Here is a 14,035-nt window from a genome sequence, read left to right on the forward strand (position 1 = left end):
AGCGTTCGATCCTGTGGATCTGCACGGAGAACGGGCTGTTCCGCTTCGATGGCTTCCGGGTGCGCGCCGAGCCGCTGCCCGGCTCCGTGGGCACCATCGTGTGGGGCGGACGCGTCGACCCTCGCGGCCGCCTGTGGCTGACCACCGACCGGGGGCTGTTCGTCCGCCAGCCGGCCGGTGACGCCGCCGACGGCGAAGGCGGCGGCACGCCGCGCTGGGTCGAGGTCCTGCGGCCCGACGGCAAGACGATCGACGTCGTCCTGGACCAGCAGTTCGACGTGGACGAGCACGGCATGCTGGTCGCCTTCGATCGCGACCACCGGTACTGGACCGCCACGGTCGACGAGCGTCAGGCAGGCCCGATACGGGTCCAGGAGTTGCCCGTCGCCGCCCATGTGCGGGCGCGCGGCACGCCGTATGTGGATTCCAGCCCGCTGCGGCTGCGCGGCGGCAGCCTGTGGTTCGGCTGCGGCGAGGGCCTGTGCTCCTGGGACCGCCGGCAGCCGACGGTCACGCAGTGGTCGGCCGGCCAGGGATTGCCGCCGGAGGCCTGGTCGACGCTGTTCGTCGGCCGCGACGGCAGTCTCTGGGCGCGCGGCCGCAAGCACCTCGCCCGCCTGGCGCCGGGCGGGCAACGCTTCGAGGTCGTCGCCGCGCCGCCGCCGAACCGCCTCTGGGAGGCGTCCAACCCCATCGCGGAGGATCCGCGGGGGCGGATCGTCACGGCCACCGACCGCGGCCTCGCGCGCTGGGACGGCGCCGCGTGGCAGGAATGGACGCACGAGGACGGACTGCCCGACGCGGCGATGCGCGTCCTGCTCTTCGACGCCGGCGGCGCCCTCTGGCTGGGCGCCTCCGGCCAGGGCATCCATCGATGGATCGGCTATGGCGAAGTCGACCATTGGACGCGCGCCTCCGGCCTTCCCTCGAGCGTCGTGTTCAACCTGCTCCAGGACGGCAGTGGCCGCATCTGGGCCTTCACCCGCCAGGGCCCGGCCTGGTTCGATGCCGCCGCGCGCCGGTTCCGGCCGATCCGGACGACGCTCGCGACGGGCGACGACGTGCCGTCCGGCGCCGCGATCGACGCGGCGGGCGACCTCTGGTGGATGGACAACGGGCAGTTGATGACGGTCAAGGCCGGCGGCACGGCCGCGCGCCGGGTCCTCAGCGACCCCTCGCTGCTGGCGCTGTTCCAGGGCCACGCCGGGACCGTCTACGTCGCCAGCGACGAGCGCGTCGAGCGGCTGGTGCCTTTGGGTGCCGGCGTGCGCAGACAACCGGTCGCGACAGGGGTTCCGGGCGGCAGCCCGCCCATCGAGGTCTTCAGCGACGGGGCCGTCGACTGGTTCGTCAATGCGCGCTGGAACCCCTTCCGCGCCGAAGGCACCGGCTGGGTGCCGCTGCGCGACGAGCAGGGGGCGCTCGTCAAGGGCATCTCCCAGGTGCTGCTCCCGGACGGGGTGCTGTGGATGACGGACGACGCGGGCCTCGCTGCCTACGCGCTGTCCGGATCCGAGGCACGACTGCGCCAGCGCGTGTCGAGGGCCTCGCTCGGCCAGACCGCCCCGATGTGGCTGGGCCGGGGACCGGACGACGGGCTCTGGCTGGGGACGGACCGGGGCGTTTTCCTCTTCGACGGCCAGGGCGCCTGGCGGGAGATGATGGACCGCGACACGGGACTGGTGTGGAACGACACCAACAGCGGGAGCTTCCTGGTCGACGCCGCTGGAGACGCCTGGATCGGCACGAGTGCCGGGCTCACCCGGGTGTACGGGAACCGGCGCCCGCCCCCCGTGCCGGCCGTGCTGCGCGCGGACTTGCTGGAGTTCGGCACCCTGCGCTTCGATGCCGCTCCGCGCGACCCCGTGCCCTGGAGCGATCGCCAGTTGCGCATCACGCTGGGCACGCCGGCCTTCTCGCTCGCTCGCGCCCAGCGGGTCGAGTACCGCCTCTCGGCCGACACCCCGTGGCGCGTCGCCGAAGGCGCGTCGATCGAAGTCGGCGCGCTGGACACCGGACGGCACGTGCTGGAGATGCGTGCCGGCGGCCGCGTCCCGCTCGAGCCGCCGGGGCCGTCGCTGAGCGTGCCCGTCGAGGTGGCGCCGCCCTGGTGGGACACCACGGGCATGCGGCTGGGGTATGCGGCCGCGCTCGCGGCCCTGTACTGGCTGCAGGCGGTCTGGACGCAGCGCCGCGCCCGCGCGCGACGGCGCGAACTCGAACGGGCCATCGAGGCGAGGACGGCCGAACTGGAAGCGTCCCAGGCCGCGCTGCATCGCCTGAGCGAGTACAACGCGCTGGCGCTCGAGGACGAACGCAAGCGGGTCTCCCGGGAACTGCACGACGAGCTGGGCCAGCAATTGGCGGCCTTGCGCCTGGAGATCTCCGTCATGCGGGCACGGGCCGCGAAGGCGGCCGCCGCGCCCCGGCACGGCGCCCGGCACCGAACAGTTGGACCTGTTGCACGAGCGCGTCGACAGGCTCGTGGCCACCGTGCGCAGCGTGGTGTCGCAGCTGCGCCCGCCGGCGCTCGACGGCGGGCTGGAAGCGGCGCTGCGCTGGCTGGCCTCGGCGTTCATCCGCGACACCGGCCTGCCCTGCGCGGTCTCGATCCCCGTCGAGGCGAACCAGTTGAGCGCCGAGGCCGGCACCCTGATGTTCCGCATCGTGCAGGAGTCGCTCAACAACGTGCGACGGCACGCCGAGGCCTCCCATGTCGTCGTGAAGCTGGCCTGTCACGACGCCCAATGGACGCTGACGGTGCGCGACGACGGCCGCGGCTTCTCCCCGGCGAGCCGGTCCGCCGGTTATGGCCTGCTCGGGATGGAAGAGCGCGCGCGCCTGCTGGCCGGCAGCCTGCGTGTCCTCTCGGCGCCGGGCCAGGGGACGACGGTCGAGTTGAACGTCGTTCCCGGGGCGCCTCCGGTGCCGCCGCCCTGATGTAGGGGATCCATGACAACCCGGGCCGCAAACGTGAAGGATGTCACGCCCGTTTGCGCAAACGTCCTGTAGAGTTTCACCTACATTGTCGTAGTGCACCTACAGGAGGGCCTGATGCTCATCGCCGCGCCACCGCATGTCATCCCCGGCCCCCTGGCCGAAGTCGACATCGAACTTGAACTCGAACTCCAACTCGGCCTCGATGGGGATCTCGACCCCCTGGCGCGCCGCGATGCGTGGGCGACGACCGAGTTCTCCGACAGTTGCTGGCGTTTCGGCGCGTGCGTCGTGCGGCCGGCGTGCCGCGAGATCGTCGTCGGCGGCGAACCCCGCTATCTGCAGCCCCGCCCCTTCGATCTGCTGGCCCACCTGATCGAGCACCGCGGCCGGGTGGTCTCCGCCGACGAACTGCTCGACGCGGTCTGGGCGACCAGGCCGTGCAGCCCGCGGCGCTGACGATGGCGATCGCCCGTGTCCGCGCGGTGCTGCAAGGCGCCATGGCGGATCACTGCGAGATCATCCGGACCTATCACCGCGTCGGCTACCGTTTCGTCGCGCCGCTGGACCCCGGCATCGACCTGCTGCGCTGAGCCGGCGCGGGGACGGCCCCCGAGGGCCCCCGAGGGCCCCGGATGGCCCCGCAAGACCTTTGATGGGCCCCCGATGGGCCCCTGATGGGTCCATCAGGCCCGCGATATCGATCAGGACATCGCCCGCGCGAGAAATGTGATTGGTCCGGCATCCCTGCCCTCCCTACGATCGCTGTCACCTCACGAGGCGCGTCGCCGCTGGACGCGACCTCCACACCAACACCAACGAGGAGACAACGAACATGAAGACGACCCGTCGTCATCTGCTGGCCCTGGCCGCGCTCGGTCCGGGCCTGGGCCTGGCCGGCACCGCCGCCTTCGCCGCCGACAAGCCGCTCGTCATTGGCTTCTCCCAGGTCGGCGCGGAAAGCGAATGGCGCACCGCCAACAGCAACTCGATCAAGGACGCGGCCAAGCAGGCCGGCATCACGCTCAAGTTCGCCGACGCCCAGCAGAAGCAGGAGAACCAGGTCAAGGCCATCCGCAGCTTCATCGCGCAGCGCGTCGACGTGATCGCGTTCTCGCCGGTGGTCGAGTCCGGCTGGGACACCGTCCTGCGTGAGGCGAAGAACGCCCGGATCCCCGTCATCCTCACCGACCGCGCGGTCAAGGTCAGCGACCCGTCCCTCTACGTCACCTTCATCGGCTCCGACTTCGTCGAGGAGGGCCGCAAGGCCGGACGCTGGCTCGTCGACTGGGCCAGGAAGAACGCTCCGGCCGGCGACGTCAACATCGTCGAACTCCAGGGCACCGTCGGCTCGGCGCCGGCGCTCGACCGCAAGCGCGGCTTCGAGGAAATCCTCGCGTCCGAGCCCCGGCTGAAGATCGTCCGCTCGCAGTCCGGCGACTTCACCCGCGCCAAGGGCAAGGAGGTCATGGAAGCCTTCCTGAAGGCGAAGGACAAGAAGATCCACGTCCTGTTCGCGCACAACGACGACATGGCCATCGGCGCCATCCAGGCGATCGAGGAGGCCGGCCTCAAGCCCGCGAAGGACATCGCCATCGTCTCCATCGACGGCGTGCGCGGCGCCTTCCAGGCCATGGCCGCGGGCAAGCTCAACGTCACCGTGGAGTGCAACCCGATGCTCGGCCCGCAGCTGATGCAGCTGGCCAAGGACGTCGTCGCCGGCAAGTCCGTCGCCCGTCGCATCACGACCGAGGAAGGCGTCTTCACCGCCGACGTCGCGGCCAAGGAACTCCCCAACCGCAAGTACTGATGGACGCCCAGGCACCGCTGCTGTCGCTGAGCGGCATCGACAAGGGCTTCCCCGGCGTGCGGGCGCTGTCGGGCGTCGGACTGCGGCTCTTCGGCGGCGAGATCCACGCCCTCATGGGCCAGAACGGCGCCGGCAAGTCGACGCTCATCAAGGTCCTCACCGGCCTGTACGCGCCCGACGCCGGCGTCATCGAGCTGGCGGGCCGGCCCATCGCGCCGCGCTCCACCGCCGACGCGCAGGCCCTCGGGATCAGCACGGTCTACCAGGAGGTCAACCTCGTGCCCAACCTGTCGGTGGCCGAGAACCTCTTCATCGGCCGCTACCCGCGCCGCTGGGGCCAGATCGACTGGAGGCGCATGCGCGCGCGGTCGCGTCAACTGCTCGCCGAACTGGAGCTCGACCTCGACGTCGACGCGCCGCTCGCCCGCTGCTCGCTGTCCGTCCAGCAGATGGTGGCGATCGCGCGGGCGCTCAACATCTCGGCGCGGGTGCTGATCCTCGACGAGCCCACCTCCAGCCTCGACGAAGCCGCCGTCCAGCACCTGTTCCGCGTGATGCGGCGACTGCGCGGGCAAGGCCTGGCCATCCTCTTCGTCACGCATTTCCTCGATCAGGTCTACGCCGTCTCCGACCGCATCACCGTCATGCGCAACGGCTGCACCGAAGGCGAATATCCGGCCGGGGAACTCGGCCGGCTGGCGCTGGTCCACAAGATGGTCGGCCCGAACGTCGCATCCTCGACACCGCCGCCGGCCTGCGCCCGAGACCACCGAACCCGCGCTGACCACGCACGGCCTCGCCCGGCGCGGCGCGTTGCAGCCGCTCGACCTGGAGATCCGCCGCGGCGAGGTCCTGGGCCTGTGTGGACTGCTAGGCTCCGGCCGCACGGAGACCGCGCGCCTGCTCTTCGGCGCCGACGCCGCCGATGCCGGCGACATCGAGGTCGACGGGCACCGGCAGCGCTTCGCCTCGCCGCGCCAGGCGATCGCGAAGGGCCTGGCGTTCTGCTCCGAGGATCGCAAGCTCGAGGGCGCGATCCTCGCGCTGTCGGTGCGGGAGAACATCGTGCTCGCGCTGCAGGCGCGCCAGGGCTGGTGGCGCGCGATCGCGCTGAAGCGTCAGCAGGCCATCGCGGACGACTATGTGCGCCGCCTCGGCATCAAGACGCCGGACATCGAGACGCCCATCGGCCTGCTCTCGGGCGGCAACCAGCAGAAGGCGCTGCTGGCGCGCTGGCTGCTGACGCAGCCGGGCCTGCTGATCCTGGACGAGCCGACGCGCGGCATCGATGTCCGCGCGAAGGAGGAGATCATGGACGAGGTCCGACGGCTGTGCGCCGAAGGCGACGCGAACGACCGGCGCATGGCGGTGCTCTTCATCTCCTCCGAGCTGCCCGAGGTCCTGCGCTGCAGCGACCGCATCGTCGTGCTGCGCGACCGCCGGGCCGTGGGCACCTACGCGCGCGGAGCGCTCGACGAACGCTCCGTGCTGGAAGTAATTGCCGGTGAGAGACCCGCCCGTGATTGAGACCCTTCCCCTGCGCGGCGCCGCGGAGGCGCCGAAGCGGCGCGCCCGTCTGGCGCTCTTCGTCGAGCATCCGCTGCTGCGCCCGGTCGCCGCGCTCGCGGTCCTGCTGCTGCTCGACGTGATCTTCCTCCCCGGCTTCTGGCACCTGGAGATCAAGGGCGGTCATCTGTACGGCCCCTTGATCGACATCCTGAACCGCGCGGCGCCGCTGATGCTGGCGGCGCTGGGCATGAGCCTGGTGATCGCGACCCGCGGCATCGACGTGTCCATCGGCGCGGTCGTCGCCATCGCCGCGACGGTGGCCGCGTCGCTGGTGGCCGCGGACCAGCCGCTGGCCGTCGCGTATGCCGGCGCGCTCGGCGCCGCGCTGCTGTGCGGCGTCTGGAACGGCGCGCTGGTCGCGGGACTGAAGCTGCAGCCGATCATCGCGACGCTGATCCTCATGGTCGCCGGTCGCGGGCTGGCGCAGCTGCTGTCGGACGGCCAGATCCTCACCGTCTATCGCGAGGACTTCTTCGTCCTGGGCGGCGGCTACCTGCTCGGCCTGCCGGTGTCGCTGTGGATCGTCGCCGTGCTGGCGCTGGCCACCTCCGCGCTGCTGCGCAGGACCGCGCTGGGCCTGTTCATCCAGGCCGTGGGCTTGAATCCGGTCGCGTCGCGCCTGACGGGCCTGCGCACCGCGACGCTGATCTTCGGCACCTATGTCTTCGCCGCCGCCTGCGCCGGCCTGGCCGGCCTGATGATCGCCTCCAACATCCGGAGCGCCGACGCCAACAACGCGGGGCTGCTGCTGGAGCTCGACGCCATCCTGGCCGTGACGCTGGGCGGCGCCTCGCTGGCGGGCGGCAAGTACCACCTCGCCGGCGCGCTGGTCGGCGCGCTGATCATCCAGACGCTGACCACGACGATCTACTCGCTCGGCGTCCCGCCGGAGGTCAACATGGTCGTCAAGGCCGTCGTCGTCTTCATCCTCTGCATCCTGCAGTCGAGCGAACTCCGCCCGATGCTGCGCCGCCTGCGAGGGCCCGCCCGATGAACCCACCTGCCCTCTTCCACCGCTGGCTGCGGCACCCGGCGTTCAGCGCCCAGATCACGGTCGTGCTGCTGCTCGCGCTGATCGCGGCGGGCGGCGCGCACTACACCGGCTTCGCCTCGCCGCAGGTGATGCTCAACCTGGTCATCGACAACGCCTACCTGCTGGTGCTCGCCGTGGGCATGAGCCTGGTCATCCTGTCGGGCGGCATCGACCTGTCCGTCGGCGCGGTGCTGGCGCTGGCCACGACGGTCGCCGCCTGGCTGCTGCACCACGCGCACTGGCCCGCCTGGGCCGTGATCGCGCTGGTCCTGGGCGGCGGTGCGGCCTTCGGCGTCCTGCAGGGCGCGCTGATCCACGGCTTCAAGCTGCAGCCCTTCATCGTCACGCTCGCCGGCATGTTCCTCGCGCGCGGCCTGTGCTACCTGGTGAGCATCGACTCGATCACCATCGAGGATCCGACCTTCGTCGCCGTCTCGCAGACCCAGTGGCGCGTGCCCGGCGGCTTCGTCTCGCCGAGCGCCGCCATCGCCGTCGCGGTGCTGGTCGCGGGCATCTGGCTCGCGCACCGCAGCGCCTTCGGGCGCGCGGTCTACGCGCTCGGCGGCAACGAGCAGTCGGCGCTGATGATGGGACTGCCGGTCGGTCGCACCAAGCTGACGGTCTACGGCCTCAGCGGCTTCTGCGCCGCGCTGGCCGGCCTGCTCTTCGCGTTCTACATGCTCAGCGGCTACGGCCTGCATGCGCAGGGGGCCGAACTCGACGCGATCGCCGCCGTCGTCATCGGCGGCACCATGCTCAGCGGCGGCTACGGCTACGTCGCCGGGGCGCTGTCCGGCGTGCTGGTGCTGGGCGTGATCCAGACGCTGATCGCCTTCGACGGAACGCTCAGCTCGTGGTGGACCAAGATCGTCATCGGCGCGCTGCTGTTCGTCTTCTGCGTCGTGCAACGGCTGCTGGCGCGTCCCGCCGCGCCGGTCTGAGCCCATTCACCGCTTCCCCGCTTCCCCGCCCTCGTCCCTTCACTGCCCACGCGCCCATGCTCCGCTTCCAGATCCGATCCCTGCGCGCCACCCTCGCTGCCACGGCGGCGGCCGTGCTCGCGCTGGCCGTCCCGGCGCAGGCCGCCAACCCGCTCTTCCCGCGGCTCTACACGGCCGACCCCGCCGTGCTGGTGGACAACGGCCGCGTCTATCTCTACGTCGGCCACGACGAGGCCGCGCCGGACGGCAAGGACTTCGTCATGAACGAATGGCGCGTCTACTCGAGCTGCGATCTGGCGACGTGGACCGACCACGGCGCGGTGATGAAGGCCGTGGATTTCCGATGGGCCAAGGGCCGGGCCTGGGCGTCGGACATCGCCAGGCGCGTCGTCGACGGCAAGGCGACCTACTTCTTCTACACGACGGTCGAGCACGCGACGATTCCCGGCTTCGCGGTCGGCGTGGCGAGCGCCGACAGCCCCACCGGTCCGTTCAAGGACGCGCGCGGCTCGGCGCTGATCACCAACGACATGACCCGGCAGACCGACATCGCCTGGGACGACATCGACCCCGCGGTCTTCGTCGACGACGACGGCCAGGCCTACCTCTACTTCGGCAACACCGTGCTCGAGTACGCGCCGCTGAAGCCGTCGATGACGGCGCTCGCGGGCCCGATCACGGCCGTGCCGGTCAAGGACTTCACCGAGGCGCCCTACCTGCACAAGCACGGCGCGACCTACTACCTGTCCTACTCGCAGCACTTCCCCGAGGAGACGGCCTACATGACCCGGACCCGGACCGACCGGTCCGTGGACGCCGCGCGGCGTGATCATGGCCAGGAACGAGAAGACGCCGACCATCCATCAGGCGATCTTCGACTTCAACGGCAGGAGCTACATCGCGTATCACAACGCCAAGCTGCCCGGCGGCGGGGAGTTCCGCCGTTCGGTCGCGATCGAGGAGCTGCACTACGCCCCCGACGGCACGATCCGCTTCGTGCCGCAGACCGACGCCGGGCCCGCACCGAACCCGTCGCCCGGCTGCCAGGGCCCGTCCCGGCCCGGCGCCGCTCAGTCCTTGTAGAGCTCCTTCGCCACGCCCTGCACCTCCCGCAGCAGCGCCCGCGCGCCCGGCGACAGCAGGTGACCTTCGCGCGTGATGATGCCGAACGGGTCCATGCTGCACGGCAGCTCGATCGGCAGGATCGCCAGCGCCCGCAGGGACGCGTAATAGCGCGCGACCTCGGCCGGCATCACATGCAGCGAGTCCGTCTGCTGCAGCAGCGCGGTGATCACCAGCAGCGCCGTCGTGTCGACGGCGTTGGCCGGCGGATCGATGGCCGCGCGACGGAACATCTGCTCCCAGCGGTGTCGCAGCACGCTGCCCGGCGGCGGCAGGATCCACGCCTGCGTCGCGAGGTCCGACAGGGTCAGGTCGTCGCGGCTCAGCAGCGGATGTCCCAGGCGCGCCACCGCGCAGGCGGGTTCGCCGCTGAGTTCCTCGTACTGCAGGCCGGCGCCGCTGTCTTCCTCCAGGATGCGCCCGATCATGAAGTCCAGCGTGCCGCGCTGCAGCTGATCGAGCAGCACCTTGCTCGTCTCCAGCTGCACGCCGATGCGCAGCAGCGGCGCGCTGGCCTTCACGCGCGCGATCGCGCGCGGCAGCAGCGACATGCCCGGCGTCATGATGACGCCGACCTCGACCTGGCCCGTCAGTCCCTTCTTCAGCGCGACGATGTCTTCGTGCGCGGCCGCCAGGCTGGTCAGCGCCATGCGGGCATGACGGATCATGGTCTCGCCGAACAGCGTGGGCTCCATGCCGCGGGGCAGGCGTTCGAAGAGCCGGACCTCGAGCATGTCCTCGAGGTCCTTGAGCTGCTTGGACGCCGCGGGCTGGGTCATGCACAGCGCCTCGGAGGCGCGGTGGATGTTGCGGTGCTCGTCCAGCGCGATGAGCAGCAGCAGCTGCCGCGTCTTCAGCCGCGCGCGCAGGAACCAGTTTGGGATTGGGGGCGTCGTCCATCGGGTCCAGGTTCGCTCAGGCGAGATCCACGATGCCCTTGGCGGACAGCACGTTGCTCAGGTCGTCGCCGGTCTCCTGCAACTGGACCAGCGTCGCCTGCCGCGCGCCCAGCGGGTCGCGGTTGCGGATCGCCGTCAGGATCGCCTCGTGGCGGGGCAGCGACAAGGCGTGGGTGTTGGGCAGCTGGCTGCTCAGCAGGATCGACTCCCGCAGCGCGAGCGACAGCATGTTGCCGATGTAGGCCATCAGGTCGTTGTTGGTGGCCTCGGCGATGTGGCGGTGGAACGCCAGGTCGGGCTCGAGCAGCTGCTCGGTGTCGGTCGCCGCGGCCATGCCGTCGAACGCCTCCTCGATGCGATGCAGCTGGTCGGAGGTCGCGGCCTTGGCGGCCAGCGCGGCGGCGGCCGGCTCGAAGACGCGCCTCACCTCCATGAGGGTGTTCAGGAACTCCTGCTGGGGCTTGGACTGGATCAGCCAGTAGAGGACGTCCGGATCGAGCAGGTGCCACTCGTTGCGCGGCCGCACGATCGCGCCGGCGCGCTGGCGCGAGACGACCAGTCCCTTGGCCACCAGCACGCGCACCGCCTCGCGCAGCACGGGACGGCTGATCTCGTAGCGGTCGAGCAGTTGCTGCTCGCCGGGCAGCCGGTCGCCGGGCTCGAGTCCGCCCGAGACGATGGCCAGCCCGAGCTCGCTGACGATGCGACCGTGCTGGCTCTTGCCCTCGGCGCGGCGCGCGCGCGGGCTGTAGGTCGAATGGTCGGCGCGGGTCTTCATATCGGGCGGCAGGCTATCACGGGTGGCCGGGCTCGAAACTTGCGACAAATCCCCCCCTCGCGGGCAGCGTGATGCGCTGAACGCCCCCGCCACGCAGCGCCTCGGTCCGGAAATCGCGCGGGCCGTCGCCTTCGCCGATCAGCGTGCCGACGCGACCGGCGAGAAAGCGCAGGTCGAGCGACAGCGTGCGGGGTTCCGCCTCGGCGTTGATGGCGGCGACGACCCACCGATCGCCCGCGCGACGCGCCAGCGCCACGGACTTGCCGGGCTCGCCGGCGAGGAAGCGGACATCGTCCCATTGCCGCGGCAAGCCGCGCAGGAAGGCGCGGACGTACTCGGGGACCGCCGCCATGCCGTCCGGTGTTTCCGCGTAGTGCTGGACGCCCGACAACAGCAGCACCGACAGCGCCAGCTCGAAGCCGTTGCGCGTCGCGCGCTTGAGATTGGGGATGTCGCCGAAGACCACCGGCGTGAAGTCCATCGGATCGAACAGGTTGCGCGCGAACGGCAGCATCGCGAGATGCGCCGCCACCGCGTCCTGATCGGCCTGCTCGAAGGTCGCGAACTCGAAGCCCTTCACCGCTTCCGCCGTCATCAGGTTCGGATAGGTCCGGTTCCATCCGCGCGGCAAGGTCGCGCCGTGGAAGTTGAGCAGCAGGCCGGCCCGGGCGGCGTCCTCGAGGAGGTCGACGTAGTACCGGATCACGGACTGGCCGTCGCCGGCGAAGAAGTCGATCTTCAGGCCCTTGATGCCGGCGTCGGCCAGCTTGCGGAACTCGGCGCGACGCTGGGCGGGATCGATCAAGGCGCCCTTGGGCGAATACTCGGTCTCGTTCCAGGCACCCGAAGAGTTGTACCAGAGCCAGAGCCCGACCTGCCGGGTCCGCGCATGGGCGATCAGCGCCTGGATCCGCTCCCAGCCGATCTTGCGGTCCCAGTCCGCGTCGATCAGCGTGTAGGGCCAGCGCATGTCAGCGGCGTAGTCGATGAAACGCTTCTGCACGTCGTAGACGGTGCCGTCGTCCTTCAACAGCGCCCAGCTCCATGAGGCCGGGCCGGGCTTGATCCGGTCCGCCGCAAACGGCACGGCCGGCGCCGCCAGGTCGGTGCCCAGGGTCGACGCCATCAGCGCGGGCAACGGCGCGGCGGCGATCACGCGCCACGGCGTCGTCATCGGGCCCGCCACGTCGGCCAGGCGGCCGCCGCCGGTGACGACCTCCGCGGCCATGGGCTGGCCGAGGCGGTACTCGCCGCCCTCGGACGCGGCCTGCAGGCGCGACGCATGGAAGGACCCGTCCATGCCGGCCTCGGTCAGCGTGACCCAGGTCGCCGACGGATCGGTCGCGTCGCCGACCCGGTACAGCGCCGGGAACACCCACCCCGCCGGCGACGGGGACGGCTCGCCGACGGGGATGTCGCGACGGTAGTGTTCCTCGTAGGCCGGATTGGTGTTCTTCCAACCGGTCTGTGCCACCTGCATCGGCTGCAGCCAGGCGCGCGCGGCGGCGGGGAAGCGGAAGCTCGTCAATTCCTCGACGAAGCGCTTGCGGAGCGGCACGGCCTCCGCAACGACGTAGCGGAAGGCCACGCCGTCGTTGAACGCGCGCCACTCCACGCGCAGCACCTGGCCGCGGCTGTTGACGATGCGGCAGGCGACGGCGCGATACGGCTGATCCACCCGGCGCTTCTTGCCGGTCAGCGCGTAGCGCTCGCGGCCCGAGGTGACGGGCCCGCAGCCCTTCAGCGCCAGCCCGTCCACCCACTCGACGCCGTCCAGACGGAGACCGAGCCGCGACGGCAGCAGCACGTCGCCGCCGGCGCGGCTCACCGTGTAGCGCAACGCGGTCGTCTCATCGAGCGCCATCGACACGCTGAGCGCGCCATCCGGACTCGTCAGCACCGGCGCGGCCTGAACGGCCAGCGGTGCCAGCATCGCGAGCAGCCAGGCCCTCATGCGTCCCCCCACGGCACCGGTCCATCCGGCAGCGGCTGAGCGAAGTCCGGCAAGCCGTCCGCGCGCCAGCGGAAGGGCTGCACGCGCGCATGCCGATTGGGATCGTGCAGGGGATCGCCGACGATGTCGCGGTAGTTGCGGGCGTGATAGACGAGCAGGTCCGTCTGCCCGTCGGGGGTCGTGGTGAAACTGTTGTGCCCCGGTCCGTACTGTCCGTTGGCGCTGGCGAAGACCGGCGCCGGCGACTTGTGCCAGACCGAGGGGTCCAGCAGGTCCGCCGCCGCGTCGGCCCAGAGCAGGCCCATGCAGTAGTTCGCGTCGGTCGCGGCCGCGGAGTAGGCGATGAACACGCGGCCGTGCCGCTGCAGCACCGCCGGCCCCTCGTTGACCGAGAAGCCGATGCGTTCCCAGGGCAGCAGCGGCTCGCTGATCCGTGTCGGCGCGCTCTTCAAGGTCCAGGCATCCGCCAGCGTCGCCAGGTAGAGGTTGGTCTTGCCGTCCCGGGGCCGTGTCCGCCTCGGCCCAGCAGCAGGTACTGCTCGCCGGCGTGGCGGAAGGTGGTCGCATCGAGCGCGAAATCGTCCAGCGGCGTGCGGATCTGGCCCCGTTCGACCCATTCGCCGCGCGTCGGATCGTCGTGGGCGTTCTCCAGCACATGCATGCGGATCTTCCAGATGTCGTCGCGCTGGCCACCGGCGAAGTAGATCAGCCAGCGGCCGTCGACGCGATGCAGTTCCGGCGCCCAGATGTGCCAGCTCGCCGGGCCGTGCGCATGGCGCGTCCAGACGATCTTCGGCTCGGCGTGTGAGAGGTCCCCGATGCGCGCGGCGCCGCGCAGCTCGATCGCATCGAAGCCGGGCACCGACGCGGTGAACCAGTAGCGGCCGTCGTGCAGCGACAGGTGCGGATCGGCGCGTTGGGGAATGAGCGGGTTGGACCAGTTCAGCGACATGGCATCGGCGCGCGCGGCGCGGTCAGGAGGGAGGAAGGAC

12 protein-coding genes and 3 pseudogenes are annotated in these 14,035 nt (G+C 71.0%); 10 read left to right on the plus strand and 5 right to left on the minus strand.

The features are described 5' to 3' along the window. Positions 1-2,126: 2,126 nt before the first annotated feature. The 10 genes and pseudogenes from ACFJIX_RS23110 to ACFJIX_RS23155 form a co-directional block, all read left to right on the plus strand. Positions 2,127-2,408 (plus strand): annotated as a pseudogene (locus ACFJIX_RS23110) (histidine kinase); the annotation flags it as partial. Between the two features lie 247 nt (positions 2,409-2,655). After that, positions 2,656-2,940, plus strand: coding sequence for an ATP-binding protein (locus tag ACFJIX_RS23115; protein WP_377161908.1), 285 nt, complete (start codon positions 2,656-2,658; stop codon positions 2,938-2,940). A 114-nt stretch (positions 2,941-3,054) separates the two neighbouring features. Then, a complete protein-coding gene (locus ACFJIX_RS23120; RefSeq protein ID WP_377155024.1) occupies positions 3,055-3,396 on the plus strand; it encodes a transcriptional regulator in 342 nt (113 codons plus the stop codon). A 2-nt stretch (positions 3,397-3,398) separates the two neighbouring features. After that, entirely contained in the window at positions 3,399-3,530 is a 132-nt protein-coding gene (locus ACFJIX_RS23125) for a hypothetical protein (RefSeq protein WP_377155025.1), read from the plus strand. 242 nt (positions 3,531-3,772) lie between these two features. Continuing rightward, positions 3,773-4,747 carry an ABC transporter substrate-binding protein gene (locus ACFJIX_RS23130; RefSeq protein WP_377155026.1) on the plus strand — a complete coding sequence of 325 codons (975 nt, stop codon included), beginning with the start codon at positions 3,773-3,775 and terminating at the stop codon, positions 4,745-4,747. Then, a pseudogene (locus ACFJIX_RS23135) lies at positions 4,747-6,274 on the plus strand (sugar ABC transporter ATP-binding protein). Before ACFJIX_RS23130 ends, ACFJIX_RS23135 begins: the two are co-directional and overlap by 1 nt. A gap of 10 nt (positions 6,275-6,284) precedes the next feature. Then, complete coding sequence (locus tag ACFJIX_RS23140) at positions 6,285-7,310, plus strand: ABC transporter permease (protein WP_377161910.1); 1,026 nt, start codon at positions 6,285-6,287, stop codon at positions 7,308-7,310. Next, positions 7,307-8,290, plus strand: a complete 984-nt coding sequence (gene yjfF, locus ACFJIX_RS23145) for a galactofuranose ABC transporter, permease protein YjfF (RefSeq protein ID WP_377155027.1) — start codon at positions 7,307-7,309, stop codon at positions 8,288-8,290. Before ACFJIX_RS23140 ends, yjfF begins: the two co-directional genes overlap by 4 nt. Before the next feature lie 56 nt (positions 8,291-8,346). After that, positions 8,347-9,045 (plus strand): annotated as a pseudogene (locus ACFJIX_RS23150) (family 43 glycosylhydrolase); the annotation flags it as partial. A gap of 76 nt (positions 9,046-9,121) precedes the next feature. Next, positions 9,122-9,373 (plus strand): hypothetical protein, encoded by a 252-nt coding sequence (locus tag ACFJIX_RS23155; RefSeq protein WP_377155028.1) that lies wholly within the window; start codon positions 9,122-9,124, stop codon positions 9,371-9,373. Here the strand turns inward: ACFJIX_RS23155 and ACFJIX_RS23160 are convergent. The 5 genes from ACFJIX_RS23160 to ACFJIX_RS23180 are packed head-to-tail and all read right to left on the minus strand — an operon-like array spanning position 9,361 to position 13,995. Then, positions 9,361-10,296, minus strand: coding sequence for a LysR family transcriptional regulator (locus tag ACFJIX_RS23160; protein WP_377161912.1), 936 nt, complete (start codon positions 10,294-10,296; stop codon positions 9,361-9,363). The genes ACFJIX_RS23155 and ACFJIX_RS23160 overlap by 13 nt on opposite strands. Before the next feature lie 31 nt (positions 10,297-10,327). Further along, the gene (locus ACFJIX_RS23165; protein WP_377155029.1) at positions 10,328-11,089 is read right to left on the minus strand and encodes a FadR/GntR family transcriptional regulator; all 762 of its coding nucleotides are present in this window, start codon (positions 11,087-11,089) and stop codon (positions 10,328-10,330) included. Positions 11,090-11,105: 16 nt separating this feature from the next. Beyond that, positions 11,106-13,043 carry a glycoside hydrolase family 97 catalytic domain-containing protein gene (locus tag ACFJIX_RS23170; RefSeq protein WP_377155030.1) on the minus strand — a complete coding sequence of 646 codons (1,938 nt, stop codon included), beginning with the start codon at positions 13,041-13,043 and terminating at the stop codon, positions 11,106-11,108. Continuing rightward, entirely contained in the window at positions 13,040-13,495 is a 456-nt protein-coding gene (locus ACFJIX_RS23175) for a family 43 glycosylhydrolase (RefSeq protein ID WP_377155031.1), read from the minus strand. The genes ACFJIX_RS23170 and ACFJIX_RS23175 overlap by 4 nt, the downstream gene beginning before the upstream one ends. After that, a complete protein-coding gene (locus ACFJIX_RS23180; RefSeq protein ID WP_377155032.1) occupies positions 13,492-13,995 on the minus strand; it encodes a family 43 glycosylhydrolase in 504 nt (167 codons plus the stop codon). Before ACFJIX_RS23180 ends, ACFJIX_RS23175 begins: the two co-directional genes overlap by 4 nt. Between the last annotated feature and the right edge of the window lie 40 nt (positions 13,996-14,035).

The sequence above is a fragment of the Roseateles sp. UC29_93 genome (assembly GCF_042695725.1).
In the GTDB taxonomy this organism is placed as follows: Bacteria; Pseudomonadota; Gammaproteobacteria; order Burkholderiales; family Burkholderiaceae_C; genus Roseateles; species Roseateles noduli_A.

Coding starts and splice junctions, on each gene's coding strand:
- ACFJIX_RS23115 (WP_377161908.1), top strand. CDS start 2,656: ATGTTCCGCATCGTGCAGGAGTCGCTCAACAACGTGCGACGGCACGCC.
- ACFJIX_RS23120 (WP_377155024.1), top strand. CDS start 3,055: ATGCTCATCGCCGCGCCACCGCATGTCATCCCCGGCCCCCTGGCCGAA.
- ACFJIX_RS23125 (WP_377155025.1), top strand. CDS start 3,399: ATGGCGATCGCCCGTGTCCGCGCGGTGCTGCAAGGCGCCATGGCGGAT.
- ACFJIX_RS23130 (WP_377155026.1), top strand. CDS start 3,773: ATGAAGACGACCCGTCGTCATCTGCTGGCCCTGGCCGCGCTCGGTCCG.
- yjfF (WP_377155027.1), top strand. CDS start 7,307: ATGAACCCACCTGCCCTCTTCCACCGCTGGCTGCGGCACCCGGCGTTC.
- ACFJIX_RS23155 (WP_377155028.1), top strand. CDS start 9,122: ATGGCCAGGAACGAGAAGACGCCGACCATCCATCAGGCGATCTTCGAC.
- ACFJIX_RS23165 (WP_377155029.1), bottom strand. CDS start 11,089: ATGAAGACCCGCGCCGACCATTCGACCTACAGCCCGCGCGCGCGCCGC.
- ACFJIX_RS23170 (WP_377155030.1), bottom strand. CDS start 13,043: ATGAGGGCCTGGCTGCTCGCGATGCTGGCACCGCTGGCCGTTCAGGCC.
- ACFJIX_RS23180 (WP_377155032.1), bottom strand. CDS start 13,995: ATGTCGCTGAACTGGTCCAACCCGCTCATTCCCCAACGCGCCGATCCG.